17 protein-coding genes are annotated in these 22,842 nt (G+C 67.1%); 14 read left to right on the forward strand and 3 right to left on the reverse strand.

The genetic code is table 11. The annotated features are described in order from the left end of the window. The first annotated feature begins 71 nt into the window (after positions 1-71). From mnmG to QZ670_RS15565, 5 genes are all read left to right on the forward strand, one after another. Entirely contained in the window at positions 72-1,907 is a 1,836-nt protein-coding gene (gene mnmG / locus QZ670_RS15545; protein ID WP_294256934.1) for a tRNA uridine-5-carboxymethylaminomethyl(34) synthesis enzyme MnmG, read from the forward strand. After that, complete coding sequence (gene rsmG / locus QZ670_RS15550; protein ID WP_294256937.1) at positions 1,904-2,527, forward strand: 16S rRNA (guanine(527)-N(7))-methyltransferase RsmG; 624 nt, start codon at positions 1,904-1,906, stop codon at positions 2,525-2,527. The genes mnmG and rsmG overlap by 4 nt, the downstream gene beginning before the upstream one ends. Beyond that, positions 2,524-3,306 carry a ParA family protein gene (locus QZ670_RS15555; RefSeq protein ID WP_294256939.1) on the forward strand — a complete coding sequence of 261 codons (783 nt, stop codon included), beginning with the start codon at positions 2,524-2,526 and terminating at the stop codon, positions 3,304-3,306. Before rsmG ends, QZ670_RS15555 begins: the two co-directional genes overlap by 4 nt. Continuing rightward, complete coding sequence (locus tag QZ670_RS15560) at positions 3,303-4,199, forward strand: ParB/RepB/Spo0J family partition protein (protein WP_294256940.1); 897 nt, start codon at positions 3,303-3,305, stop codon at positions 4,197-4,199. The genes QZ670_RS15555 and QZ670_RS15560 overlap by 4 nt, the downstream gene beginning before the upstream one ends. A 62-nt stretch (positions 4,200-4,261) precedes the next feature. Then, positions 4,262-5,461 carry an FAD-binding domain-containing protein gene (locus QZ670_RS15565; protein WP_294256941.1) on the forward strand — a complete coding sequence of 400 codons (1,200 nt, stop codon included), beginning with the start codon at positions 4,262-4,264 and terminating at the stop codon, positions 5,459-5,461. A 206-nt stretch (positions 5,462-5,667) separates the two neighbouring features. Here QZ670_RS15565 and QZ670_RS15570 read toward each other — a convergent pair whose 3' ends face one another. Beyond that, complete coding sequence (locus QZ670_RS15570; protein WP_294256942.1) at positions 5,668-6,738, reverse strand: alpha/beta fold hydrolase; 1,071 nt, start codon at positions 6,736-6,738, stop codon at positions 5,668-5,670. A 171-nt stretch (positions 6,739-6,909) separates the two neighbouring features. On the opposite strand from QZ670_RS15570, the gene upp reads away from it, so the two are divergent. Further along, entirely contained in the window at positions 6,910-7,782 is an 873-nt protein-coding gene (gene upp / locus QZ670_RS15575) for a uracil phosphoribosyltransferase (RefSeq protein ID WP_294256943.1), read from the forward strand. Between the two features lie 3 nt (positions 7,783-7,785). Here upp and QZ670_RS15580 read toward each other — a convergent pair whose 3' ends face one another. Further along, on the reverse strand, positions 7,786-8,778 hold the full coding sequence (locus QZ670_RS15580; RefSeq protein WP_294256945.1) for a cupin-like domain-containing protein: 993 nt from the start codon (positions 8,776-8,778) through the stop codon (positions 7,786-7,788). A 2-nt stretch (positions 8,779-8,780) separates the two neighbouring features. Beyond that, positions 8,781-9,458 carry a SapC family protein gene (locus QZ670_RS15585; RefSeq protein ID WP_294256947.1) on the reverse strand — a complete coding sequence of 226 codons (678 nt, stop codon included), beginning with the start codon at positions 9,456-9,458 and terminating at the stop codon, positions 8,781-8,783. A 389-nt stretch (positions 9,459-9,847) separates the two neighbouring features. Between QZ670_RS15585 and QZ670_RS15590 the strand changes: the two genes are divergently transcribed. The 8 genes from QZ670_RS15590 to QZ670_RS15625 all read left to right on the forward strand — a co-directional run bounded on the left by QZ670_RS15590 (position 9,848) and on the right by QZ670_RS15625 (position 22,842). After that, positions 9,848-12,670, forward strand: a complete 2,823-nt coding sequence (locus QZ670_RS15590; protein ID WP_294256948.1) for a TonB-dependent receptor — start codon at positions 9,848-9,850, stop codon at positions 12,668-12,670. Positions 12,671-12,739: 69 nt separating this feature from the next. Beyond that, a complete protein-coding gene (locus QZ670_RS15595) occupies positions 12,740-14,281 on the forward strand; it encodes a tryptophan halogenase family protein (protein WP_294256949.1) in 1,542 nt (513 codons plus the stop codon). 24 nt (positions 14,282-14,305) lie between these two features. After that, positions 14,306-16,945, forward strand: coding sequence for a glycoside hydrolase family 3 C-terminal domain-containing protein (locus QZ670_RS15600; RefSeq protein ID WP_294256950.1), 2,640 nt, complete (start codon positions 14,306-14,308; stop codon positions 16,943-16,945). 250 nt (positions 16,946-17,195) lie between these two features. Then, entirely contained in the window at positions 17,196-18,134 is a 939-nt protein-coding gene (locus QZ670_RS15605) for a DUF808 domain-containing protein (protein ID WP_294256951.1), read from the forward strand. Positions 18,135-18,214: 80 nt separating this feature from the next. Further along, positions 18,215-18,715: a 2Fe-2S iron-sulfur cluster-binding protein gene (locus QZ670_RS15610; RefSeq protein ID WP_294256952.1), complete on the forward strand. Its 501-nt coding sequence runs from the start codon at positions 18,215-18,217 to the stop codon at positions 18,713-18,715. After that, entirely contained in the window at positions 18,712-19,695 is a 984-nt protein-coding gene (locus QZ670_RS15615) for a xanthine dehydrogenase family protein subunit M (RefSeq protein ID WP_294256954.1), read from the forward strand. Before QZ670_RS15610 ends, QZ670_RS15615 begins: the two co-directional genes overlap by 4 nt. Positions 19,696-19,709: 14 nt before the next feature. Then, positions 19,710-21,899, forward strand: coding sequence for a xanthine dehydrogenase family protein molybdopterin-binding subunit (locus QZ670_RS15620; protein WP_294257094.1), 2,190 nt, complete (start codon positions 19,710-19,712; stop codon positions 21,897-21,899). A 220-nt stretch (positions 21,900-22,119) separates the two neighbouring features. Beyond that, on the forward strand, positions 22,120-22,842 hold the full coding sequence (locus tag QZ670_RS15625; protein ID WP_294256956.1) for a Crp/Fnr family transcriptional regulator: 723 nt from the start codon (positions 22,120-22,122) through the stop codon (positions 22,840-22,842).

Consider the following 22,842-nt stretch of genomic DNA (forward strand, 5'->3'; position numbering starts at 1 on the left):
CGTGGAACACGAGCGGGGCGTTCCGCCGCAGCCCTCTGGACAAGTGCGTGCCGAAGGCGTTTAGCGGTCTCATGCAATTCGACGTGATCGTGATCGGCGGCGGCCATGCCGGTACCGAGGCAGCGGCTGCGGCCGCGCGCCGTGGCGCCCGCACCGCGCTGCTCAGCTTCGATCTGGAAAAGCTCGGCGCGATGTCGTGCAACCCGGCGATCGGCGGTCTAGGCAAGGGCCATCTCGTCCGCGAGATCGACGCGCTCGATGGGCTGATGGCGCGCGCGGCGGACGCTGCCGGCATCCATTATCGCATGCTCAACCGCTCCAAGGGCACCGCCGTGCAGGGGCCGCGGGTGCAGGCCGATCGCACGCGCTACGCCGCCGCGATCCAAGCGATGCTGCGGGCGCAGGATCATCTGACCCTCGTCGAGGGCGAGGCGGAAGCGCTGGTACTGGAAGGCGGCCGGATAGCCGGCGTGCAGCTCCGCGACGGCAGCAGTCTCACCGCACCCGCCGTCGTGCTGGCAACGGGCACCTTTCTCGGCGGCCGGTTGTTCCGTGGCGAGGAGCGGTTCGAAGGCGGCAGGGTAGGGGAGGCCTCGGCGCTCCGCCTCGCCGCGCAGCTCCGCGAACTGGCGCTGCCGATGGGACGACTCAAGACCGGCACGCCGCCGCGGCTCGACGGCCGCACGATCGACTGGGCGCGCACCGAGGAGCAGGCTTCCGATGCTGAGCCCTGGACGATGTCGCCGATGAACGCGACGCGCCCCCTTCCGCAGCTCCACTGCGCCGTCACCCGCACCACGCAGGCGACGCACGATGCTATCCGCAGCGGGCTCGATCGCTCGCCGCTGTTCACCGGCGCGATCGAGGCGCAGGGCCCGCGCTACTGCCCGTCGATCGAGGACAAGGTCCATCGCTTCGGCGACCGCGACGGCCACCAGGTGTTCCTGGAGCCCGAGGCGCTCGACCATCACTGGATCTACCCCAACGGTCTCTCAACATCGCTGCCGGTCGACGTACAGTCGGCAATGATCGCCTCGATCCCGGGGCTAGAGCATGCGGTGATCACCGTGCCCGGCTATGCTGTCGAATATGACTATATCGATCCGCGCGCGCTGGAATCGACGCTGGCGTTGCCGCAGATCCCCGGCCTGTTCTTTGCCGGCCAGATCAACGGCACGACCGGCTATGAAGAGGCGGGCGGGCAGGGGCTTGCGGCGGGTGCCAATGCGGCAGCGCTGGCGCTGGGCGTAGCGCCGTTGGTGCTCGATCGCGCTACCTCCTATCTTGGCGTCATGATCGACGATCTCGTGCTGCAGGGCGTAACCGAGCCCTATCGCATGCTCACGGCGCGCGCCGAGTTCCGGCTTCGCCTGCGTGCGGACAATGCCGAGACGCGCCTGGGACCGGTTGGCGAGGCGCTCGGGCTGCTCGGCGCGGCGCGTCAGGCTCGTCTCGATTGCCGTCGGGATGGCCGGGCTCGGCTCGACGCGATCTTCGCCGTCGAGCGCACGGCGCATCAGCTTGCCACGCGCGGTGCGCCGGTTGCGCAGGACGGGGCAAAGCGCCCCGCGCGCGAGTGGCTGCGTTTTCCGGGTGTCACGCTCGAGCATGTGCTGGATGTCGCGCCCGAGGCAGACCCCGTGCTGCTGGCGGAATATGTCGAGGATGCGCGCTATGCGCCTTATCTCGAGCGGCAGGATGCCGAGGTCGCGCAGCTGCGGGCGAACGATGCCGTGCGGCTTCGGCTCGACATGGACTATGCCGCGATTCCTGGCCTTTCGAACGAAATGGTAGAACGTCTGACCATCGCCGCCCCGGAAACGTTGGGGGCAGCGGCGCGTATTCGCGGCATCACCCCTGCGGCCCTTTCCGCCATTTTGTTACACGCGCGAAAGGCGGTGGCATGACTGAAGATGAAGCCAGAAGCTGGGTGCGGGATCGCTTCGGTGTTTCACGTGAAACGTCGCTGGCTGCCTTCGGGGACATTCTCGTGGCAGAAGCCGAGCATCAGAATCTCATCGCGCGATCGACGCTCGACAGCCTCTGGGCCCGCCACCTTACCGACTCCGCCCAACTGGTGCCGCTGGCAGCGCCGGCCCGCGAGGGGGCGTGGCTGGACGTCGGCAGCGGCGCGGGGTTGCCTGGCATCGTTGTGGCGCTGCTCACCGATCGCCCTGTGATACTGGTCGAGCCTCGTACCAAACGCGTGCAGTTCCTGCGCGATGCCGCGGAGCGGCTCGGCGTCGGCAATCGCGTGACGGTGATCGGCAGCAAGGTCGAGTCCTATCGACCGGAAGGGCCGGTGGCGGTCGTCTCCGCCCGAGCGGTGGCCGAGCTATCCGCGCTGATGTTATCCACAGTTCACTGCACTGATTCGTCCACAGTCTGGTTGCTGCCAAAAGGGCGCAGCGCGCAATCGGAGGTGGATGCCGCGGGCGCGAAATGGCAAGGTCAGTTCCAGGTGGAACCCAGCATCACGCAGCCGGAATCGGGCATTGTGGTCGCAACACAGATAGGCGCCAGATGATCACCATCACGATCGCCAATCAGAAGGGCGGGGTGGGAAAGACCACAACCGCCATTAATGTCGGCACCGCCCTCGCGGCCACGGGCAAGCGGGTGCTGCTGATCGATTTCGATCCGCAGGGCAACGCCTCCACCGGGCTCGGCATCGGCCGGGGCGAGCGGGAGCATTCGAGCTACGATCTGCTCGTTTCTGATGCGGATCTCGAGGATGTCGCGGTACCAACGACTGTTCCAGGGCTCGACGTGGTTCCGGCGACGCAGGACCTGTCGGGTGCCGAAATCGAACTGATCGAGTTTGACGCGCGCACCCATCGCCTGGACGCGGCGATCCGCCGCCACACCGCCGAGCGGTGGGATGTGATTCTAGTCGATTGTCCGCCCTCGCTGGGGCTGCTGACGGTCAATGCGATGGTCGCGGCGCACGCGCTGCTGGTACCGCTGCAGTGTGAGTTTTTCGCGCTCGAAGGGCTTAGTCAGCTGCTCAATACGGTCGAGCGGATTCGAACCCGCTTCAATCCGGGCCTGTCCATCCTCGGCGTCGCGCTGACCATGTATGACCGCCGCAATCGGCTGACCGACCAGGTGTCAGAGGACGTCCGTGCGGTCCTCGGCAGGGTGGTGTTCGACACCGTTATTCCGCGCAACGTCCGCCTCTCCGAGGCGCCCAGCCACGGGGTGCCGGCGCTGATCTATGACCATCGCTGTGCCGGTTCCGAAGCCTATATCGCGCTCGCACGCGAAGTGATCGATCGCTTACCCAAATTGCAGAAAGCCGCATGACCGATTCTCCCGCCGCCGCCCGCAAGCCCCGCCCCGGTCTGGGCCGCGGGCTTTCTGCCCTGCTTGGCGAAAGCCTTCCGGAAGAGCCGATCAAGGGCAACCCGACCAGCAGCTCGGGCGTGCGGATGCTGCCGATCAGCTCGCTCGTCGCCGACCCCAATCAGCCGCGCCGCCATTTCGACGAAGAGGCACTCGATACGCTGGCGGAGTCGATTCGCACCCGCGGGCTGATCCAGCCGATCTTCGTGCGGCCGCACGGCCAGAGCTTCCAAATCGTCGCCGGCGAACGGCGCTGGCGGGCGGCGCAGCGGGCACGGCTCCATGAGGTGCCGGTGATCGTCCGCGAGCTGAGCGACGCCGAGACGCTCGAAATCGCGCTGATCGAGAACATCCAGCGTCAGGACCTCAATGCGATCGAAGAGGCCGAGGGCTATGCTCGGCTGATCCGCGAGTTCGGCCATACCCAGGAAGCGCTGGGCAAGATCGTCCACAAGTCGCGCAGCCATATCGCCAATCTGCTGCGTCTGCTCGATCTGCCGGCGCCGGTGCGCGAGATGGTGGTCGATCGCTCGCTAGAGATGGGGCATGCGCGCGCGCTGATCGGTTCGCCCGATCCCGAGAAGCTTGCGCGCGAGGTGGTCGCCAAAGGCCTGTCTGTCCGCGACACCGAGAAGCTCGCCCGCACCGCGAAGCCGGCCCCCAAGCGCAAGGCCAGTGACAACCGCAGCGAGGGCGATCCCGACATCACCGCGCTCGAGCGGCACCTAGGGGACGTACTCGGGCTCAACGTGCGGATCGCCCATGGCGAGAAGGGGGGTACGCTGACGGTGAGCTACTCGACGCTCGACCAGCTCGACATGATCTGCCAGCGGCTGAGCGGCGAGCGGATTTAGGATCGTTTCGCTGCCCTTAGTGGCAGGTTTGACCTTTTCGGGGGGCATGGCAGCTTGCTGTCATGCTGCTCTCCGCACCGGGCCGTGGGCCGACCCTTTCGTTCGACTTCCCGCTGTCGCGCAGCGCCGCGCAGGCCCGCCTCGCCGCCTTCCTGCCGCACGCCGGGCAAGACTATGCTGCACATCGCAATGAAGATCGCGGGCCGGGCCGGCATCATGGCGTATCCAGGCTCTCGGCTGCGTTGCGGCGGCGGCTGATCAGCGAGGCGGAAGTGGCTGCAGCGGTCTTAGACCACCATGGTCGCGCGGCGGCTTCGAAGTTTCTCGCCGAGCTGTTTTGGCGCACCTATTGGAAAGGATGGCTCGAACAGCATCCGACGGTGTGGAGGGATTGGCGTGCCGCCTGTGCGCGGCTGACGGCGCAAGGCATGCCGGCAGGGTACGCGGCCGCGGTGGAAGGGCGGACGGGGATCGATGCCTTTGACGCCTGGGCAGCCGAGCTTCGGGATACCGGCTATCTGCACAATTGGGCCCGCATGCAGTTCGCCTCAATCTGGATCTTCACGCTCGGGCTGCCATGGGAATTGGGCGCAGCGTTCACCTATCGTCATTTCGTCGATGCCGATCCGGCGTCGAATACCCTGTCGTGGCGTTGGGTCGCCGGGCTGCACACGCGGGGCAAGGCATATCTGGCAGATGCCGAGCGGATCCGGTCTCGCACCGGCGGTCGGTTCAACCCGCGGGGGCTGGCTACCAAAGCGGATGTTCCACGTGAAACATGTGTTCCTGCACGCGCGCCGATCCGCGCGATAAGCGCCCCGGAGGAGGGGGCCGGGACGCTCTTGTTGGTTACCCCCGAGGATCTTTCGCTCGAAACGGAGCTGGCGCCCGAGCATCTGGCAGTCCGGCGGGTAGTCGCCTGCCGTCAGCATTGTACCGCCGCGGCAGACATTGCCGCGGTTGCGGACGGCCTGCAGCGCGCGTCTACGCACTGGCAGGTTCCCGCGATGTGGGCGGACGACGTGCCCTCGGTCCTTGCACTCGCGCAGGCGGAGGGCTGTGCGCAGATCGTGACGGGCTACGCGCCGGTTGGACAGGTTGCGGAGTCCTTGGCTGCCTGCCGCGCACAACATGCCATTCGCATCGCGGAGCATCGCCGTGATTGGGATGCGCGCGCCTGGCCGCATTGCGACAAGGGCTATTTCGCCTTTGCCCAGCAGATCCCGGCGATACTCGCGTCGATGCACCGCGAGCTATCCTGAGGCAGCGCAAAACTGCTGGATCATGGTAAAGAAATAGTGAACGCTTCGCCGCACTGCAGCGTTGGTGTAGGGTGGAGGGTAAGCATGATCGAGCAGCTGCGCGACGACCAATGGCGGGGCCATGGCTCCGAAGCGTTGCGCCCGACCTGGCACGACGCCGCGCGCGACGCGATCCGGCATCGGCTCGCGTCGCGGCCGGCACGGCCTCACCGCTGGCTGGCAAAGACGAGGTTCTTGCTGAAAAAGGGCAGGACGTAGTTCTGGAACCGCTCCGCCACCGCGCTGGTGTGGTCACCCGGGTAGAGGGTGAAGCTGTTGGCCACGCCGTAGCGGTCCAACACCTCATGCAGCGCCTGCGCGTCGCCTCGTAGGCCGTCCTTGTCACCCACGTCGATCGCGATCGCGCGGTAGCGGCGCAGTTCCCCGATATATTGGTCGACAAAGGCGAGCGGCGCATTGGCAGCCCATTTCGCCAGCACCTCGGGCCGTAGCTTGCCGTCCTGGATCGGCAGGTCGAGGTAGAGCGGCGCTGCCTTGGGGTCGGGCGACCATGCCGCCGCCGCTGCCAGCGTGGCGCGCAGGCCCCAGGAGAGCTTCGTCGCATCCTCGCGCGTCTTGATGGCCGCAATCTGCGCGAGTCCATCTGCATCGAGCAGGCTGGCGTCGCGCGCGGACAGGCAGCAGGGGCTCATCATGTAGACTGCCCCGAACACATCGGCATGCTTCATCCCGATGCGACTGGCACCATAGCCGCCCATCGAATGGCCGACGAGGCCGCGGCTCTCCCGCGTCGCCAGCGTGCGGTAGTGCGCGTCGACATAGGCGACGAGATCATGTGCGACGAAGCGCTCGAAATCGCCCGTTGTCGACGAGCTCGAATACATCGATCCGTTGTGCAGCGTCTTGCTGTCCGGAAGCACCAGGATGACCGGCTTGGCGCCGAGCGCATAGGCACCCTCGACGACCTGGGGCACATGGATCTCCTTGATCCATTGCTCGGCACCGATCGAATAGCCGTGCAGTGCATAGACGACGGGGTACCGCTTGTGCGGTGCGCCGGCATAATCGGGTGGCAGCACCACGATCACGTCGCGATCGGCGCTCTCGCCTTCGAGATTGCCTTCGATCGATGGCGAATGGACCTTGATCCGCTGCACCGTCACGGTGGGCGCACCCGCCACCACCGGAGGGACCTGCGTCTGTACCTGCGCTACTGTCGGCCCCACCCAAAGGCTCGCCAGCAGTGCCGCGCCGGCCGCCCAATGTCCCTTGCCCATCGCTCTCTCTCCCAAGCAAGGCCGCTTCGGCGACCTATCTTCTCAGCGCAGTTTCGCTGCCGCGAGCGGCCTTCTTTTCCAAGTAAAAGACAGTGCACTCCCGCCTACGGTAACGCTAACATATGTGCTTGGATACAACAGCCCGGAGCGAAGAAAAAGAGGACGGGGAGGATGGCCCGGTTGCGCACCGGCGTGTGGCACGTGGTGGAGAGCAAGGTGGGCGCGGCGCCCGGCGTGACGATCGGCGAGGCCCGGGGTTTCGGCGCCGGGGCATCTACTCACCGTGCCCGCGACGGCAACCGCAGTGCCCGAGTTCCCGATTCTCCGCTGATTCCCCAGGCACCGGCGGGTTGCATGCCGGCAGTGCATCGCGCACGACGCGGAACCATGGCCGAACCCGATATCGCAATCGAGGGGCTGACGATCGTCGCCCATCCGCTGGTCCAGCACCGCCTCACGCGGCTGCGCGACCGGACCACGCCACCCGAGCGATTCCGCGCGGAATTGCGCGCGGTGGCAACGCTGCTGGGGGCGGCGGCGCTGGCCGACCTGCCGCTGGCACCGCGCGCGATCGAGACGCCGGTGGCGGCGATGGAGTCGCCGGTGCTGGGCTGTGCACCTCCCGTGGTGGTGCCGGTGCTGCGTGCCGGCCTCGCCATGGCGGAGGGGCTGCTGGATCTGCTGCCCGAGGCGGCAGTGGCGCATCTCGGCCTCTATCGCGATCCGCAGACGCTCGAGGCGGTCGAATATTATTTCAAGGCGCCTGCGGACATCGCGTCGCGTCCGGTGCTGATGGTCGATCCGATGCTGGCGACCGGCAACAGCGCAGTAGCGGCGCTCGATCGGCTGAAGGCGGCGGGCGTGCGCGACCTTCGCTTCGTCTGCCTGCTCGCGGCTCGGCCGGGGGTGGCGACGGTGCGGGCGTCGCATCCCGATGTCGCGATCTGGACGGCGGGGCTCGACGCCGAGCTGAACGCGCACAGCTATATCGTGCCGGGGCTGGGTGACGCGGGCGACCGCGCCTTCGGCACCGAGCACGGCTGAGCCTCAGCCGCCGCGCAGCAACTGCATCACGAAGGCGCGGATCCGCCCGCGATTCTCCCGGCTGTCGGCTAGGATGCCGTGGCGCTCGGGCGGCAGATGCGCGAGCGGGTGGCCCTCGGGGCGGAAGGCATAATGGTCGAAAAAGGCGCGCCACGCCGCCCGCTCGACCGGTGGGCGCTCGGCAAGCGTCGTCATCGCCAGAAGCAGCGCGGTATAGGGCGAATCGGGGCCGCTGGCGAAATCGTCCCACCAATAGTTCATCAGCAGGTTGAACGGAGCGGTCGCCTCCACCTGGTGCCACCAGAGCTTGGGCAGATAAAGCGCGTCGCCCGGGAGAAGCGTCACCGTCAGCGCCCGTGCCCTGGCAGCGGCGAAGCGGGGGTAGCGGGAATCCTGCAGGTCTGCGGTGGCGGCGAGGCTCACCGGCTGGCCCGCCATGGTATGGTCGATTGGGCCGATATAGAGGTCGCCGATGGCGTCGGGCGGGTAGAGCGTGAAGCGCCGCTCGCCCGCGATCACGCAGGCGAGATTGTCGAATCGGTCATAATGGCAGGCAATCGCCGAGGCGTTGCCGATCCAAAGCCGCGGCAGCACGCTTTGCGGCACCAGTGTTAGGGGATTGGCTTCGGCAAAGCCTGGCAGGTGATCCTCGGCGGGGAGTGAGCCGCAATAGATGCTGGGTTCGTCCGGGTGGGCCGCCGCGCGCGCGATCCGGGCGAGGGCGGTATCCAGGTCGAGCATCTCGCGCGCGAAGTTGAAGCCGTCGGGCCGGTCGCCATAGGCATAGCGCCCGCCGATCGCCGGATCGCCGACGAACGCCTGCGCCGTCCGCCCGCTGTCGAAGCCGCGCAGATAGCTGCACAGGCCTTCTATACTTGCCGCCGCCCTGGTGACCGGAAGCTCCGCCGCCGCTCCCCGCAGCACGATCGGCACGCAGGCGCGGCGCGCCTCCGCGAAGTCGTCGGGGGAAATGTCGGCGGCGACTTCGTGCAGCATCGTCAGGCTGCGAGCTTGCGATTGCGGCGTGCGGCCAGCACCGCGATCTGGCGGAGGGATCCTGCAACGGCATAAGCAAGCTGGAGATGCCCGGCGCGGAACAGCGTGAGCACCGCCGCATCGTCCAGTGCGTGGAGCGAGTCCAGGCTCACCGTGTAGAGCCCGGCTAGGTCGAGCGAAGTGCCGTCGTCGAAGCGCAGCGTCACGTCGATCGGCTCAAGGAGCTTGTTGGCGAGGAGGGCGTCGACAAAGGCTTGGGTCGCCTCCACGCCGCGGTGGAGGTGAACCAGCGTCTGCTGGATGGCGCGGAGCGCGGGCGCCGGGGCGCCGTCCTCACCGAACAGTGGTTCGCCGTCCTCGCCGGTAAAGCGCGAATCCTGTGGGTCGATCGCGATTGAATCGCCGGCAATGAAGAAGCCCTGGCGCTCGATGTGGAGCGGCCAGAAACCCTCGCCGGCACGTAATTCGACCAGCGATTCACCCGGCTCAAAGCCTAGCATCGCGCCGACATAGAAGCGTCCGGTCTCCGCATCCTTGGTGAGTAGGACGGGGCACGTGGCGGCGGCGGCGGCAAACTCGGCAGCCACGACGGGCACGAAATAGGGCAGGGGGCCCGTGGCAGGACGGACCCGCAAATCGCGGTGCTCCACCGAATCGAGCAACGTCACGCCTTCAGCCATGCCTTGTCCTCTCCCATCCGCACGCGGTGCACGCGCCCTTCCTGCATATCGGGTCGCGTCTCTGGCGCCTATGGCCCGACTAAAAGGCAAGAATACACCGACAAAAAACCAGTTGATAGCGCTAACGTCAACGGCTACACCTCATTACAGATTCGCAGAAGAAGAATGAATCGGGGAGGATGCTGTGCCGCTATTTGTGCGGATGCGAAGGCTTGCGCCTATTCTCCGAGCATATGTCGCGTTGCACTGCGGTGCGGGGCGTGCGGATCTGTATCGATCCCAACAATAAACACGGAGGGGGTAAGCACATGTCGAACATCGTCGGAATCGGTTCATCGCAGCGGCGCCCGCGTCTTGCGCGCCATGTACTGGCGGGGGCCACGAGCTTGATGGTGCTGGGCCTGGTGTCGCCGGCACAGGCGCAAACGGCCGTGCCGTCGACCAGCCAGGCGCAGGACGAAGAAATCATCGTCACCGGTATTCGCGGCTCGCTGCAGCGCAATCTGGATGCGAAACGGAATGCTTCGGGCGTGATCGAGCAGATCTCGTCGGAGGATATCGGCAAGTTCCCGGATTCGAACGTCGCGGCCTCGCTGCAGCGCCTGCCAGGCATCTCGATTCAGCGGGACGGGCCGCGCGGCGAGCCCAACGGCGTGACCGTGCGCGGCTTCGGCGGCGACTTCAACGAGACGTTGGTCGACGGGCGCCGCCTCTCGACCGCGACCGGCGGTCGCTCGATCGACTTCTCGACCGTGGGGTCGGACTTTGTCGGCGGCCTGACCGTGCTCAAGACGCCCGACGTGTCGCTGTCGTCGAGTTCGATCGGCGCGACGATCAATGTCGCCTATCCCAAGCCGTTCGACCGGCCGGGCTTCCACCTCGCGGTTTCCGCCTCGGGTTCGGTGCAGGACAAGGGCGCCAAGCTGGTGCCGACCGGCGGCCTGCTGGTCAGCAAGACCTTCGCGGACGACACCTTCGGCGTGCTCGCCAACGTTATCTACACGCGTCACGATACCAAGACGAACAATGTGTTCGTCCATGGCTGGCCGGGCGGCAAGATCGCGCCCTGCCAGCAGGCCGGCAGCACCGCAGCGACCTGTATTCCCACCGACGACCCCACTGCCGACCCCAGCCAGCGCAAGACGATCGTCAGCTGGTTCGAGCAGCAGTTCGGCGCCACGCAGAATTATACCCGCGACGAGCGCGTCGACGGCCGCATCGCCCTGCAATGGAAGCCCGCCGACAACATCCTTTTGACGCTGGACGACAATTATTCCGACCAGCGCGTCAACACGGACAATTTCGGTTTCGGCATCTGGTTCAACCAGGGCAATCTGCGCAACGTCAAGCTCGACAAGAACGGCACGATCGTCGACTTCACCCAGGCTGGCTCGCAGACTGATTTCACCGCCGGTACCGACAGCAACTACCGCCGCACCAACCAGACCGGCCTCAACATGAAGTGGGACGCGACGGAGAATCTCCAGGTCGAGGCTGATGGCAGCTGGTCGAAGAGCTGGCTGAACCCGGATGGCCGCATCAACTCGAAGGGTGCCGACGTCGGCTATGGCTTCGGGATCGGGCCAGCACTTGGCATCTCTGTCAACGGCGATAGCAAGGACGTGATCCCGGTCCTTCACGACTATGGTGTCAACGGCAATGCCAGCCGCTGGGCGGATCTGGCGGCGATCGGCAGCCATGTGACGGTCAACATCGCCAACAAGAACACCGATGAAATTAAGCAGGCGCGGTTCGGCCTGAAATGGCAGCAGGAGGACCTCACCCTCCGGGTCGGCGGCTCCTATCTCGACGACCAGTTCAGCTTCCGCAGTGCCAACACCTTCGCCAACAACTATTGGCAGGCTTACTCGGGCTATGGTCCGGCATCGGGCACCACCGGCGGCGTGACCCTCCCGGCGAGCCTGTTCAAGGGCACGGTCGGCACCGGCAACTTCCTGCCGGGCTATACGGGCGCGCTGCCGCCGGTGTTGCTCAACTTCCGGGCGGCGGACTATCAGGCCTATCTCACCGGACTCGGCAATCCGCAGACCAAGGTCATCCCAGGCTACAACACCGGCTGCTGTACCGGCTTCAACGGCCAGTTCACCGTGGCGAACGACGTCGGCAGCACCCGCGACATTGGGGAGAAGACCTGGGCGCTCTATGTCTCGGCGAACTTCAAGAGCGAAATCGCGGGCATGCCGTTTTTCTTCAACGCGGGCGTACGCGAGGAAGTGACGCATGTGAGCTCGACCGGCATCGGCCGCCTGCCGATCTCGATCACGCCGAGCACAACCGATCCGACGCTGCTGACCATCGGGTTCGGCGATCAGCAGGCGATCACCACTAAATCGGACTATTCCTACCTTCTGCCGTCGCTGGACATGAAGCTCGAGCTAACCGATGCGCTGCACCTGCGCCTCGATGCCTCGCGCACGCTGACCCGGCCGACGCTGAACCTGCTGACGCCGGCGCTCAACATCGGCGTGGGCCAGCGTATCGGCGCGTTGACCGCGGATGGCGGCAACCCCACGCTGCAGCCATACCTGGCCGACAATTTCGATACGGCGGTGGAATGGTATTACCAGCGCAACTCGTATGCCGCGGTGAATTTCTTCCTGAAGGATGTGCGCAACTTCATCGTGCAGGGCGTCCAGCGGCAGCCGATCAACAATGTCGTGGATCCGTCGACCGGTCAGGCCGCGCAGTTCGCCGTCTCGCAGCGGGTCAATGGCCCCAAGGCAACCGTGCGCGGCGTGGAAATCGCCTGGCAGAACACGTTCGGCGACAGCGGCTTCGGCTTCATCGCCAATGCGACGCTGGTCGATACCAACAAACCCTATAATCCGGCGGACATCAGCCAGAGCGGCTTCGCGGTGACCGGTCTCGCCAATTCGGCCAACTTCGTCGGCTTCTACGACAAGAACGGTATCGAATTCCGCGCGGCGGCCAACTGGCGCGACAAGTATCTGCTCGCCTTCGGCCAGGCGCAGAATACCGGGTCGTTCGGTGCCGAGCCGACCTTCGTCAACTCCAGCCTGCAGATCGATCTGAGCGCGAGCTACCAGATCACGCAAGCGATCAACATTTTCGGCGAAGCGCTCAACATCACCGACGAGGTGCAGAGCACCCATGGCCGCTTCTCGAACCAGCTGCTCGACGTGTTCGCCTATGGCCGGCGCTTCACGGCGGGCGTGCGCTATCGCTTCTAAGGTCTCTTCCCACGACTGGGGATGCCGGTACCATCCGGCATCCTCTTCTTTTTGCACGGGTCGGCGCGCGTGAAACGGGTTCGGAACATCGTCATCGTCGGCGGCGGCACCGCCGGTTGGCTCACCGCCGGGGTGATCGCCGCGCGCCACCGGAGCCGGATGCCCGGCGGCTTCACCGTCACGCTGGTCGAATCCCCCAACACACCGATCATCGGGGTGGGCGAGGGGACCTGGCCGACGCTGCGGACCACGCTCGCCAAGATCGGCGTCTCCGAAACCGAGTTCTTCCGCGAATGCGACGCCGCCTTCAAGCAGGGCGCGCTGTTCGCCCGCTGGACCACTGGCGCCGAGGACGACGCCTATTACCACCCGCTGATGCTGCCCCAGGGCTTCCACCAGCTGAGCCTGGTGCCGCACTGGATCACGGACTCGAAGGGCCGCAGCTTCTGCGACACGGTTACTCCCCAGGGCCGGATCTGCGACGCAGGCCTTGCCCCCAAGACGATCACGACGCCCGAATATGATGGGCAGGCCAACTATGCCTATCACCTCGACGCGGGCAAGTTCGCGCCCTTCCTGACGCGCCACTGCACGACGAAGCTCGGCGTCCGCCACGTCCTCGCCGATGTCCGCTCGGTCGAACTGGCGGAGAATGGCGACATCGCCGCGATCGACACCGAACAGGCCGGGCGGATCGAGGGCGACCTGTTCGTCGACTGCACCGGCTTCCGCTCGCTGCTGCTCGGCGAGGCGATGGGGGTCGGCTTCAAGGATTGCGGCGACGTGCTCTTCTGCGACGCCGCGCTCGCCGCGCAGGTCCCCTATCCGGAAGAGAATGCCCCGATCGCCACCCATACCCTCTCCACCGCCCAAGGATCGGGCTGGATCTGGGACATCGGCCTGCCGACGCGGCGCGGCACCGGCTATGTCTATTCCACGGCCCACACCAGCGACGACGAGGCCGAGGCGACACTGCGCGCCTACCTCGGCCCTGCCGGCGCAGACGTGGCCGTCCGCCGCATCCCGATCCGCTCGGGGCATCGCGAGCGCTTCTGGAAGAACAATGTCGTCGCCGTCGGACTCGCCGCCGGCTTCCTCGAGCCGCTCGAAGCCTCGGCGATCGTGCTGATCGAGCTGTCGGCCAAGCTGATCGCCGAGCAGATGCCGGCGGTGCGCGAGGTGATGGACGTGGTCGCGAAGCGCTTCAACGCCACCACGCTCTATCGCTGGGGGCGGATCATCGACTTCCTCAAGCTCCACTACGTCCTGACCAAGCGGACGGACACCGAATTCTGGCGCGACAATCTGCTGTCCGAGACGATCCCCGAGCGGCTCCAGGAACTGCTCACCCTGTGGCGCTACCAGCCGCCCTGGTTTCATGACGAGTTCGACCGGGTGGAGGAGATCTTCCCGCCCGCCAGCTACCAATATGTCCTCTACGGCATGGGCTTCCGCAGCGAAGTCGAGCCCGAGGCGCTATCGGGCGACCAGCGGCTCGCCGAACGGGCGATGCGCGAGAATGCCGCGCAGACCGAACGGCTCTGCGCCGGACTGCCGCGCCACCGCGACCTGATCCGCAAGATTCACGAACACGGGCTGCAACCGGTCTGACGAGACCGTAGAGGGGAACACTAGATGAACCGCACCATCCGCGCCGCGCTGCTGGCCGCCGCGCTCATGCCGCTGCCCGCGCTTGCCCAGACCGCCGACCCGCGTGCCGAGGCCGATGCCAAGGCAGCGGCGATCGTCGCGCAGCTCACCCCGGAGGAGAAGTTCGGCCAGCTGCTCAACGTGGCCCCCGCGATCCCGCGGCTCAATATCCCGCGCTACAATTGGTGGACCGAATCGCTCCACGGCGCGCTCGGCACGCTGCCGACGACCAACTTCCCCGAGCCGGTCGGCCTCGCCGCCAGCTTCGATGCGCCTTTGGTCCATGACGTCGCTGCCGCGATCAGCAGCGAGGTGCAGGGGCTCCATGCGCTCGCCCGGCAGACCGGGCGGATGGGGCGGATCGGCACCGGGCTCGATACCTGGTCGCCCAACATCAACGTCTTCCGCGATCCGCGCTGGGGCCGGGGGCAGGAGACCTATGGCGAGGATCCGTTCCTCACCGCGAAGATCGGCGTCGCCTTCATCCAGGGCATGCAGGGGCCGAACCCGGACCTGCCGAACGTGATCGCCACGCCCAAGCATTTCGCCGTCCATAGCGGCCCCGAATCGACCCGGCACGCGGCGAACGTGTTCGTCTCGCGCCACGATCTGGAGGACACCTATCTGCCCGCGTTCCGCGCGGCGATCGTCGAGGGCAAGGCGGGATCGGTGATGTGCGCCTATAACCGCATCGACGGCCAGCCTGCCTGCGCGAGCGACGAACTGCTCAAGGAGCATCTGCGCGGCGCCTGGGGCTTCAAAGGCTATGTCGTTTCCGATTGCGACGCGGTGAAGGACATCAGCGACAACCACCACTACGCGCCCGACGGCCCCAGCGCAGTGGCGGCGGCGATCCGGGCGGGGGTCGACAATGAGTGCAATGGTGCGACGCTCACCGATACGGCGGGGCTGGGGGATCGCTACCGCGATGCACTCGCCAAGGGGCTGATCACGCAAGGAGAGATCGACCGCACGCTGGTGCGGCTCTTCTCCGCGCGCCTGCGCAACGGCGACCTGCCCGGCATCCGCACCACCAGCGGCAAGGCGAGCGATGTCGGCGCACCGGCGCACCGCGCGCTGGCGCTGGATGCGGCCGAGAAGAGCCTGGTGCTGCTCAAGAATGACGGGCTGTTGCCCTTGAAGCGCGGCAGCCGCATCGCCGTGATCGGCCCGCTCGGCGACGCCACGCGCGTGCTGCGCGGCAATTACTCCTCGTCGCTCTCGGGTCCGCCGGTCTCGGTGGTCGAGGGCCTGCGCCGCGCCTTCCCGCGCGCCAATGTGAGCTACGCGCCCTTCGGTGCCTCGGTGACCGATGGCGACCGCGTCCCCGGTTCGGCACTGCGCACGCCCAGCGGCAAGCCGGGCCTGCTCGCGCGTTACTTCAATCCGGTGACGCCGGCGCCCACCGAGTTCGCGCCGGGCACCTTCCGCGACGCGGTCGCCAAGATGCAGTTCGCCGATACGCCGGTGGTGACCCGTGTCGAGGCGGATGTCTCGGCGCGCAGCCTCGACCTGCCGACCGTGTCCGAGCATCACCGCACCATCTGGACCGGCTTTCTCGTGCCCCCCGAGACCGGCACCTACCGGCTGGGCCTGACCGGTTTCGGCGGGGCGATGACGTTCGAGGGCAAGCCGTTCGTCGACCTCACCAAGTCCGGCTGGGGCAGCCTGCCGACGATGCGCGAGGTGCAGCTGGTCAAGGGCAAGCGCTATCCGATCGAGGTGCGCGCCGACGAGCATGTGCTCTCCGGCATCGATCTCGTCTGGAAGCGGATCAGCGCCGATCCGGTGGCGGCCATGAAGGCTGCCGCTGCCAAGGCGGACGTGCTGGTCGCGGTGGTGGGCATCACCTCGGACCTCGAGGCCGAGGAATCGCCGATCCAGGTGCCGGGCTTCAAGGGCGGCGACAAGACCAGCCTCGACCTGCTGCCCGACCAGCAGGCGCTGCTCGATGCCGCCAGGGCGACCGGCAAGCCGCTGGTGGTCGTCGCGATGAACGGCAGCCCGATCAACCTGAGCTGGGCCAAGGACAATGCCGCCGCGATCCTGGAGGCCTGGTATCCGGGCGAGGTGGGCGGCAGCGCGATCGCCAATGTGCTTTCGGGCAAGACCAGCCCCTCGGGCCGCCTGCCGCTGACTTTCTATCGCAGCGTCGACGACCTGCCGTCGTTCGGCGACTACAGCATGCAGGGGCGGACCTATCGCTACTTCACCGGCACCCCGGTCTATCCGTTCGGGTACGGGCTTAGCTACACCCGCTTCGCCTATGGGACGCCGGTGGTGGAGAAGGAAGGGGCGGGGCTGACCGTCACCGCCGAGCTGCGCAACACCGGCGCGCGGGCGGGCGACGAGGTGGCGCAGCTCTACCTCAACTTCCCCGAGGATCCCGGCGCGCCCAAGGTGGCCTTGCGGGGCTTCCAGCGCGTGTCGCTCAAGCCCGGCGAGGCGCGGAAGGTGACGTTCACCCTCTCGCCACGCGACCTCAGCACGGTGAAGGTGGAGGGGCAGCACCGCGTGCTCGCCGGCACCTATCGCGCGACGGTCGGCGGTGGCCAGCCGGGTACGGGCGCGGCGGGGGCATCGGTGCAGTTCAAGATCGAGAGGGCCATCGACCTGCCGAATTGAGCGGACGGGAAGGGATGTAAGGCGCCGAAAGCCCGCCCCACACCGCCTTCGTCATTCCCGCGAAGGCGGGAATCCATTGGCGCTGAATCGGCGGTTCCTGCCCCCGGCGGCACGGCGAATGGATCCCCGCCTCCGCGGGGACGATGGTTGTTTTGTGGCGACTGCGCAGTGCACCGGCGGGAGCCTCGGTCCTCCGCGTGCATTTCCGCTTCATCTCGGCTAGCCCGGGACAAACCATGAGGGGGATTTGATGGCGGGTGGCCTGGTCGCATTGCTGGACGATATCGCGGCGCTGGCGAAACTGGCGGCGGCGTCGCTCGACGACGTAGGCGCTGCGGCCGGTCGCGCGGGGGTGAAGGCCGCCGGCGTGGTGATCGACGATACCGCGGTCACGCCGCGCTATGTCGTGGGGCTCACCCCCGATCGCGAGCTGCCGATCATCGGCAAGATCGCGCTGGGCTCGATCGCCAACAAGCTCATCGTGATCCTGCCGCTGGCGCTGCTGCTCAGCGCCTTCGCGCCCTGGGCGTTGACCCCGATCCTGATGCTTGGCGGCACCTATCTCTCGTTCGAGGCGGCGGAGAAGATCCTCGAGGCACTCACCGGCACGCACGATTCCGATGCAGTCGCCGAGATCACCGACGCCAAGGCGCTGGAGAAGCGCCAGGTGCTCGGCGCGATTCGCACCGATCTGATCCTCTCGGCCGAGATCATGGTGATCGCGCTGGCGCAGCTTCCCGCCGACATGTCGTTCGTTACGCGCGCCGGGGCGCTGGTGCTGGTGGCGTTCGCGATCACGATCGGGGTGTACGGCGTCGTCGCGCTGATCGTGAAGATGGACGATATCGGCCTGCACCTCAGCCGCGGCGGCGCGACGGGCGCGGTGGCAGGCTTCGGGCGCGGGCTGGTGACGGCGATGCCGGTGCTGCTCACTGCGCTGTCGCATATCGGCGTTGCGGCGATGGCCTGGGTCGGCGGGGGCATCCTGCTCCACGGGCTCGAGGAATTTGGGTTGAGCGCGATCCCGCATGCGCTGCATCACTGGTCCGAGGTGGCCGGTGCCGCGACCGGCGCGCTGGGCGGCATGGTGGCCTGGCTGGTCTATGCGCTGGGCTCGGCGGTGGCGGGGCTGGTCGTCGGTGCGGTCGTGGCGGGGTTGCTCCACCTGATCCCGCGCAAGGGGCACTGACCGACTCCCATTCTTGTTAACCTAAGTCGGGACCGATCCCGGCGCCTGCGCGTTCGCCCCCCTGACCAGGGAGGCCGCGCATGCCCATCACCATCAACGGCGTCGATCACGAGCTCGACGTCGATCCCCGTACCAGTCTGCTCGATTTCCTCCGCCGCGACGCCGGGCTCACCGGCACCAAGAAGGGGTGCGATCACGGCCAGTGCGGCGCCTGCACGGTGCTGCTCAACGGCCAGCGGATCAACAGCTGCCTCACCCTTGCGGTGATGCACGACGGCGACAGCGTCACCACGATCGAGGGGCTCGGCACGCCCGATGCGCCGCACCCGCTCCAGGCCGCCTTCGTGCGGCACGACGGCTATCAGTGCGGCTACTGCACGCCGGGCCAGATCTGCTCGGCCAAGGCGATGCTCGACGAGATCGCAGCGGGCTGGACCAGCTATGTCAGCGACGATGTCGCGGGCACGCCCAAGCTCAGTGAGGAAGAGATCCGCGAGCGGATGAGCGGCAATCTCTGCCGCTGCGGGGCCTATTCGAACATCGTCGCGGCGATTGCGGAAGTGGCGGAGGCGCAGGCATGAAGCCGTTCGACTATCAGCGCGCCCACGGCCTGGGCGATGCCGGCCAGCTGCTCGTCGCCGACGGTGCCAAGCCGATCGCCGGCGGCACCAACCTGCTCGACCTGATGAAGCTGGAGGTGGAGACGCCGACCGCGCTGGTCGACGTCAACCGCCTGCCGCTCGGCGGGATCACAGCGCATGGCGAGGGGCTGCACATCGGCGCGCTCGTCTCGAACAGCGCCTGCGCCGCCGATCCGCGCATCCGTGCCGATTATCCGGTGCTCGCCCGCGCAATCCTGGCGGGCGCGACCTTCCAGTTGCGCAACAAGGCGACGACCGGCGGCAATCTCTGCCAGCGGACGCGCTGCTATTATTTCACCGATCTCAGCCAGGCGTGCAACAAGCGCGAGCCCGGCACCGGCTGCGCGGCGATCGGCGGGTTCAACCGGATCCATGCGATCCTGGGGGCGAGCGACGCGTGCATCGCCACTTATCCGGGCGACATGGCGGTGGCGCTGTCGGCGCTCGACGCGACGGTGGAGATCCACAGCGCCAAGGGCGACAAGCGGATGGTGCCGGTGCGCGACTTCCACCGCCTGCCCGGCGCCACGCCCGAGCGCGACAATGTCCTGGAGCCCGGCGACGTGATCACCGGCGTGGTGCTGCCGGCACCCGCAGGCGGCACGCAGCTCTATCGCAAGGTGCGTGATCGCGCCTCCTATGCCTTCGCTCTCGTCTCGGTGGCGGCGGTGATACATCTCGAGGAGGGCAAGATCGCCAAGGCGCGGCTCGCGTTCGGCGGGCTGGCGCACAAGCCTTGGCACGATGCCCGCGTCGAGCAACTGCTCGAAGGCGAGGCGCCCTCGGATGCGCTGTTCGACCAGGCCGCCGCGCTGCTGCTCGACGAGGCCCGCGGGCAGGGCAGCAACGATTTCAAGATTCCGCTCACCCGCCGCACGCTCAAGGCCGTGCTGCGCGAAGCGACGGGAGGTACGCTGTGACTCGCCTGTACACGATGGACAAGCCGGACGACCGCAACCGGCTCGATGCGATGGCGCAGGGCATCATCGGCCGCCCGCTCGATCGCCCCGACGGCAGCGCCAAGACCAGCGGCGTCGCCCCCTATGCGGCCGAGTACAAGATCGCGGACTGTGCGGAAGGTGTGCTGGTCCTCGCCACGATCAGCCGCGGCGAGGTCGTGGAGATCGAATCCGATCCCGTGCTCGCCATGCCCGGCGTGCTGGCGGTGATCGCCGATCCGCGGATGATCACCCGCTCGGCGCAGGGCGGCGCGGGCAAGTCGCCGGTGCGCGAGATCCACAAGGTCGACTATTTCGGCCAGCCGGTGGCGCTGGTTGTCGCCGAGACCTTCGAGCAGGCGCGCGACGCCGCCACAAGGCTGCGCATCGCCTATCGTGCCGACGACCCCGCCAAGGTGCCGCTCGATTCGGAGGACGGCCGCGCCAGCCACGAGCCCTTCGGCGAGCCGGTGCAGCAGGGCAATCTGGACGCCGCGATGCGCGACGCCGCCCATGCGGTCGACGTCACCTACACCACCGAAGGCCATGCCAGCGCGGCGATGGAGCCGCATGCCAGCATCGCCGAATGGGACGGCACCACGCTCACCGCCCATTCGAGCCTGCAGATGCTCAAATACAATCAGAAGGAGCTTGCCGACGCGCTCGGCATCAAGCCCGAGCAGGTACGGCTGATCTCGCCCTATGTCGGCGGCGGCTTCGGTTCGAAGCTGGGCATCAGCGCGGAGCTGACCGCGGCCGCAGTCGCGGCGATCGAGCTTGGCCGACCGGTGCGAGTGGTGATGAGCCGCCAGCAGGTGTTCCAGACCGTGATGCGTCGTTCGGAAACGCGCCAGCGCATCCGCCTCGCCGCCGATGCGGACGGGCGGCTGAACGGCTTCGGCCATGAGGCTTGGGTCTCCAACCTGCCCGGCGAGAAATTCGCCGAGCCGGTGACGCAGGCGAGCGAATTCCTCTATCGCGGCGAGCACCGAACGCTGCGTATCGACCTCGCCCGCATTCACCGGATGACCGCCGGCTCGGTCCGCGCACCGGGCGAGGCGGTGGGCATGCAGTGCCTCGAAGCGGCGATGGACGAACTGGCGCTGGCCAGCGGCATCGATCCCGTCGAGCTGCGGCTGCGCAACATCCCCGAGCAGCACCCGAGTGAGGGGCTGCCCTATAGCTCGCGCCGCTTCGCGGAATCGCTCAAGGTCGGTGCGGAACGCTTCGGCTGGGACGGCAGCGATCGTCGCCCGATGCAGCGCCGCGAGGGCGAATGGTGGATCGGTACCGGCATGGCGACTGCCTGCCGCGTCCATAATCTCAACGAGGCGCAGGCCAAGGTGACGCTCGCCGCCGACGGCACCGCGGTGGTCGAAAGCGACATGACCGATATCGGCACCGGCACCTACGCGGTGCTGGGGCAGATCGCGGGCGAAATGCTCGGCCTGCCGCCGGAGAAGGTGCTCGTCCAGCTCGGCGACACGCGCTTCCCGCCGGGCGCCGGCTCGGGCGGCAGCTGGGGCGCGGCGTCCACGGGATCGGCGGTGTTCGCCGCCTGCGAGGCGATCCGCGAGCAACTGGCGCAGCAGCTCGGCGTCGAAGAAACGGATCTGACGCTCAAGGACGGCGAGGCGATCACCGGCAATCGCCGCATCCCGTTTACCGAGCTGCTCAAAACCGATCTCACCGAAACCGGCCATTTCAAGAATGGCGGGATCGACGAGAAGTTCGCCATCGCGATGTACGGCGCCTTCTTCGTCGAGGTCGGGGTCAATGCCTATACCGGCGAGACGCGGGTGCGGCGGATGACCGGTGCGTTCGGCCTCGGCCGTGCGCTCAACGAGAAGACCGCGACCTCGCAGTGCCTGGGCGGCATGGTTTGGGGTATCGGCAGCGCGCTGACCGAGGAGCTCGTCTTCGACCCGCGCGACGGCCATCTCGTCAACCACGACCTCGCCGAATACCACGTGCCCGTGAATGCCGATGTGCCGGCGCTCGACGTGGTGCTGGTTGACGAGCGCGATCCCGCAGGCAGCCCGCTCCAGGCAAAGGGCGTCGGCGAGCTCGGCATCTGCGGTGCGGCGGGCGCCATCGCCAACGCCATTCACCATGCCTGCGGGGTGCGCGTACGCAGCTTCCCGATCACCCCCGACAAGCTGCTGGAGGCGCTGCCTGAGGTGTGATCAGATGCAACGCGGCGTCACTTGTGAAAAGTCAAACCTTATAACAGGTTAAGTCGAATTACCCCTATGGATGGAATTGCCAGCCGGAAGTGCTCCGGCTAGGCATCGTTTCGCGAGCGATCGCGGCCCCGCGTGCATGGGCCGCCGCTCCGTTTGCCGGCCCTCTGCCGGCGGGGGACACATCCAGTACAGGGGACCATCTGGGGTGCCGAACTACCCGTTGACGCGATTCCACGAGCAGGCAACGCTCACCGATGAGGAAACCGACATACTGCGCGGGCTCGGCGATCCGGAGGTTGTCTATCGCCGCAACACTCCGATCCGCCGCGATCGCGAGCCGGTCGACGGGATTTATCTGCTGCTCGAAGGCTGGGCCAGCTCGGCGATCCGGCTGCCCGCCGGGCAGCGTCAGATCGTCAAGGTCCATATTACCGGCGACATGATGGGCACGCCGAGCATGGTGCTCGACACCGCGGCGGATACGCTGACCGCAGTGACCGAATGTCGCGTGTCGAAGGTGCCGCTCACCCGCATGCGCGAGGTGCTGATCGCCCATCCGCGCATCGGGCCGCTGTTCTTCATGTCGGTCCAGGTCGAGCGGCTGGCGCTGATGGATATCGTCGCCGCGATGGGCAAATCGTCGGCGCGCGAGCGCATGGTGCGGTTGCTCCTCGATCTCCATGATCGCCTGGCCAGGATCGGCGGGGTGGAAGACGGCCGCTTCGACCTGCCGCTGACGCAGGAACTGCTGGGCGACGTGCTTGGGCTGACGGCGGTGCACGTCAACCGGACGATGCGGCTGCTCGAGCGCGAGGGGCTGATCGCCCGGCATGGCCAGCGCGTCGTGCTTGCCGACATCGAGGCATTGCGCAGGATCTCGCCGGTGCCGCCGCGCCGCATTCGCTTCGACCCGGTCTGGCTGCCCGGTCCCGGCGAGATGTGA

Origin of the sequence: uncultured Sphingomonas sp., from assembly GCF_913774285.1 — a bacterium.
Lineage (GTDB): Bacteria > Pseudomonadota > Alphaproteobacteria > Sphingomonadales > Sphingomonadaceae > Sphingomonas.

Bases quoted from the DNA above. Each gene is read 5' to 3' on its own strand.
- mnmG (WP_294256934.1), top strand. From the start codon at position 72: ATGCAATTCGACGTGATCGTGATCGGCGGCGGCCATGCCGGTACCGAG.
- rsmG (WP_294256937.1), top strand. From the start codon at position 1,904: ATGACTGAAGATGAAGCCAGAAGCTGGGTGCGGGATCGCTTCGGTGTT.
- QZ670_RS15555 (WP_294256939.1), top strand. From the start codon at position 2,524: ATGATCACCATCACGATCGCCAATCAGAAGGGCGGGGTGGGAAAGACC.
- QZ670_RS15560 (WP_294256940.1), top strand. From the start codon at position 3,303: ATGACCGATTCTCCCGCCGCCGCCCGCAAGCCCCGCCCCGGTCTGGGC.
- QZ670_RS15565 (WP_294256941.1), top strand. From the start codon at position 4,262: ATGCTGCTCTCCGCACCGGGCCGTGGGCCGACCCTTTCGTTCGACTTC.
- QZ670_RS15570 (WP_294256942.1), bottom strand. From the start codon at position 6,738: ATGGGCAAGGGACATTGGGCGGCCGGCGCGGCACTGCTGGCGAGCCTT.
- upp (WP_294256943.1), top strand. From the start codon at position 6,910: ATGGCCCGGTTGCGCACCGGCGTGTGGCACGTGGTGGAGAGCAAGGTG.
- QZ670_RS15580 (WP_294256945.1), bottom strand. From the start codon at position 8,778: ATGCTGCACGAAGTCGCCGCCGACATTTCCCCCGACGACTTCGCGGAG.
- QZ670_RS15585 (WP_294256947.1), bottom strand. From the start codon at position 9,458: ATGGCTGAAGGCGTGACGTTGCTCGATTCGGTGGAGCACCGCGATTTG.
- QZ670_RS15590 (WP_294256948.1), top strand. From the start codon at position 9,848: ATGGTGCTGGGCCTGGTGTCGCCGGCACAGGCGCAAACGGCCGTGCCG.
- QZ670_RS15600 (WP_294256950.1), top strand. From the start codon at position 14,306: ATGAACCGCACCATCCGCGCCGCGCTGCTGGCCGCCGCGCTCATGCCG.
- QZ670_RS15605 (WP_294256951.1), top strand. From the start codon at position 17,196: ATGGCGGGTGGCCTGGTCGCATTGCTGGACGATATCGCGGCGCTGGCG.
- QZ670_RS15610 (WP_294256952.1), top strand. From the start codon at position 18,215: ATGCCCATCACCATCAACGGCGTCGATCACGAGCTCGACGTCGATCCC.
- QZ670_RS15615 (WP_294256954.1), top strand. From the start codon at position 18,712: ATGAAGCCGTTCGACTATCAGCGCGCCCACGGCCTGGGCGATGCCGGC.
- QZ670_RS15620 (WP_294257094.1), top strand. From the start codon at position 19,710: ATGGACAAGCCGGACGACCGCAACCGGCTCGATGCGATGGCGCAGGGC.